3 protein-coding genes are annotated in these 3,661 nt (G+C 29.9%); 1 reads left to right on the top strand and 2 read right to left on the bottom strand.

The genetic code is table 11. The annotated features are described in order from the left end of the window. A partial coding sequence (locus tag Q0352_RS10995; RefSeq protein WP_299527430.1) for a DPP IV N-terminal domain-containing protein occupies positions 1 to 1,244 on the bottom strand: 1,244 nt, incomplete at its 3' end. 326 nt (positions 1,245 to 1,570) lie between these two features. On the opposite strand from Q0352_RS10995, the gene Q0352_RS11000 reads away from it, so the two are divergent. Beyond that, positions 1,571 to 1,903 (top strand): hypothetical protein, encoded by a 333-nt coding sequence (locus tag Q0352_RS11000; RefSeq protein WP_299527432.1) that lies wholly within the window; start codon positions 1,571 to 1,573, stop codon positions 1,901 to 1,903. Positions 1,904 to 1,976: 73 nt separating this feature from the next. Here the strand turns inward: Q0352_RS11000 and Q0352_RS11005 are convergent. Beyond that, positions 1,977 to 3,661: proprotein convertase P-domain-containing protein (locus Q0352_RS11005; protein ID WP_299527434.1), on the bottom strand; the 1,685-nt coding region annotated here is incomplete at its 5' end.

Here is a 3,661-nt window from a genome sequence, read left to right on the forward strand (position 1 = left end):
TGTGGTCCACCTTGACAATACAATAATGTTGGATATTTCTTAGAAGGGTCGAAGTCTGGAGGATAAATAACCCAAGTTAACATCTCTTTTCCGTCGGTAGTTTTAATCATTCTTTTTTCAACATTACCTAATTCAATAGAGTCGTAAGTAGCATCATTTGCAAATGTTAATTGCGACATTTCTCCGTTAGTTAAATTAACAGAATAAAGTTCAGATGCATGATTCATATCTCTACGGCTCACAACAGCAACTTTTTTTGTTTGTCCAACAATTCCGCTAACATCAAATTGACCATTAGTAATTTGTTTTGGAGCACTTAATTTTTTAGTTGAAGAAGGAACATCAATTTCAAATAAATGAACAGTCCCTAAAACTGGGGCAATAAAATAGATTTTATCCCCTTTATTTTGCCATGTAAAACTATTAACTGTTCCATCCCAGTTAGCAGTTAAGTTGATTGCTTTTCCATCAACTTTAACAATAATATCATTTTTGTCAGATTCATACCCATCTCTCTTCATTTGTAACCAAGCTAATTGCCCTTTTGATGAAAACGCAGGGTTTGTATCATAACCTTTGTTTTCAGCAGTTAAATTAGTAGTGATTTTTGATCCAAGATTGTACTCATAAATATCTGAATTTGTGCTTGAAGCATATTCAACACCACTCAATTTTTTAGTTACATATAAAATGGATTTACTGTCAGGGCTCCATAAATAATCTTCTGAACCACCAAATGGTTTTTGTGGGCAATCAAAAGGTTCTTCTGCCATTATATCAATAGGTTCACTATCATTTCTTGTTTCAGCATACATTACGTGACTAAAAGCTCCATCTTCCCAAGTATCCCAATGACGATAATTAAGTGCATCATAAATTTTCACATTAGAATTTGCTACATCACTATAATAATCTTGACCAGTAACTTTATTTAGCTTTACATCAGCAGTTGTAATTTTGTAATTACCATCTGGAGAAATACTGCTATCTGTTAATAAAGAAGAATAGTCTGTAATTATTTGTGCTTCACCTCCTGTAATTGGAATTTGATAGGTAGTTGATGTTTTGCTATTTGTTTCAATATTGAAATTTGAAACACTATAAATAAGGTGATTTCCATCTTTTGTTAATCCTTTACCTGAAACTTTATTCAGTTGAACCAACATTTCAGGCGTCATAACATTTTGAGCAGATAGCCCTATAATTGTTATTGAAAACAAGAAACTAAAAATTATTTTATACATGATTTTTTATTAATTATTAAGTTAAACTTTCTTCACAAATTTATCATTTTAATTTTAACTTAAGAGGGTATTAAATAACACTTTAACATAATTTAAGTTAATAGAATTTACTAATTAAGAGTAATTACTATTCTATTTATAAATGTAACATTCTGAAAATCAAAGAACTATAATTTATAAATAGAGTTAATTAACTTTTTATAATAGCAAAATTAGGTTGTTTGGGTTAAACATTTGTTAATCGGGTATAAGTTAACGGACTGATTTATATTTAGATATACATTTGAAATATAAAACAAACTAATGTTTAATTAAAACCTACTATTATGAAAAAATTTAAATTAATGGCTTTGGCCTTAGTAATTGGAACAGCTAGCTTATTTGCAGCAAATGGGAATGATCTAAAAGAACCTACAAAAAAAATGAGAAGTGAAATTATTAATTTATTACAATCTCAAGTTTTAAATATTGAAGCAGAAGCGACAGTAATTATAACTTTCACATTTAGTTCTGAAGGAGAAGTAGTTGTTTTAAATGTTGACTCTAATGATAGCAACATTTTAAACTATGTACGTGAAAATTTAAATTATAAAAAAATTGAAAATCCTGGAGAACAAAATAAATTATATACAATGCCTTTAAAAGTTATTGCCTCATGAAAATGAAAGGAAAAAAATAAAGCGAGGCTATCTAATTTTTTAGACAGCCTCGCTTTTATATAGATTTCCTCCGTTAATTAATAATTATTTTTTTACTGCCTTGCAATGTTTCAGAGGTTAACTTCAAAATATAAATTCCAGAAGCTAATTGTTGAGCATTAATACGTTCAATATTTCCACTCTTAAAATTTAATTCCTTCACAAATACTTTTTGCCCTATAATTGAATAAATTTCTAAATGAACATTATTTAGTGTTTTTGAAGAAGCAATTATAAAATTACCATCTGAAACTGTTGGATAAACAGAGATTCCTGTTTTTTGAAAAAAGTAATTATCAACAGCTAAAGCAGCATCAATATTTACTAAAATTTCTTCATTTGGTAAAAATCCACCTGTTGCGTTGGTAATATCTACTTTAAATGAATCGCTAGTAGTAACGGAACTTGTGTTCACATAAGTCATTTTTGAAGTATTAATATCATCTTGTGTAAATGTTTCCCCTAATGATAAAGCAATGTTACTCAATCTCACTTCTCCTTTTGTTGGTAATTGACTTACCATAAATACTTGTTCACTTGCTGTTGACCCTAAGCTTAATGCTTCCGTTTCGGCTTGCTTTAAAACATAGGTGCTATTTGTACCAACAGTTAATGGGCTGTTTGTAAATGTTGAATTTATGGTTGTTTGGGTTTGACAAATCTCAATAGACCAGCTATTTATGGTTCCTATATCTCCATCATAACCATCATATACTTCAAGATTCCAATTCCCAGAAGAAATTTCTCCATTAAACCCTAATAAAGGATTTGTTGGGGTAAATATTCCTGAAACTATTGTAGTACCACAAATAATAGAACTTGAAGCATCATCATCAAAAGTGACATCCAAACCATCTTCACTAGTACAATTATTATTGAAAAGTACTATTGACGTATTGTTTGGGGAAACTAAAGTTATATCAAGATCTTGTATCCAAGTATGTGAAATATTTAGACTTACTTTAACTTTACTTATTGTAAGAATATCGGTAATATTTATAGTTGAAGTTGATAAAGCCACATTATTAATTGGAACACTATTGGTATTTACATAAGTAGTACAGTCATTTGGTAATACTGTTTGAAACTTTTGAATATCAGAATAACCCCCATTCGAACAACTATTTTTAGCGCTCACCCTCCAATAATATACTGCTCCATTATTTAAAACAGAACTGCTTGTATATGAATTAGTAGTTGAATTTGCTGCTTCAATAATTGCATTAAAACCTGCATCACTAGCAATATCAATATCATAAGAAGTTGCATTTGCATCTGCATTCCATGTAAAACTTGTACCGCTTAAACCAACTCCTGTTGCTAAATTTGCTGGTGAAGTTGTGGTTAAAACTCCAAAATTTGAATCAACTACTTTTAGTATTACGTCAGTTGAAAAAGTATCATTCCCAGTACCTATAACTGTTATTGTATATTCACCAGGGGTAATTGCACCAATATTACCAACTGTCATAATAAATGTTCCTGTTGTATTTAATGATGTTGGGCTAAAGACTATAGAAATTCCTGCAGGTGCTCCCGAAGTTGAAAAATTAGTAACCGTATTATATGATGGTATTGCAGTAAAATCAAATGTAAAAACAGCATCATTTGGCGTGCAAGTTGAAACTGTAGAACTTTGGGCAGTAAATGAAAAATCTGTAGCAGTAAATTGCCCTGTAAATACACCTCTACCATGTGTTGTTGCTAAAATACTGTTAT

Origin of the sequence: uncultured Lutibacter sp. (assembly GCF_937891065.1) — a bacterium.
Taxonomy (GTDB): Bacteria; Bacteroidota; Bacteroidia; order Flavobacteriales; family Flavobacteriaceae; genus Lutibacter.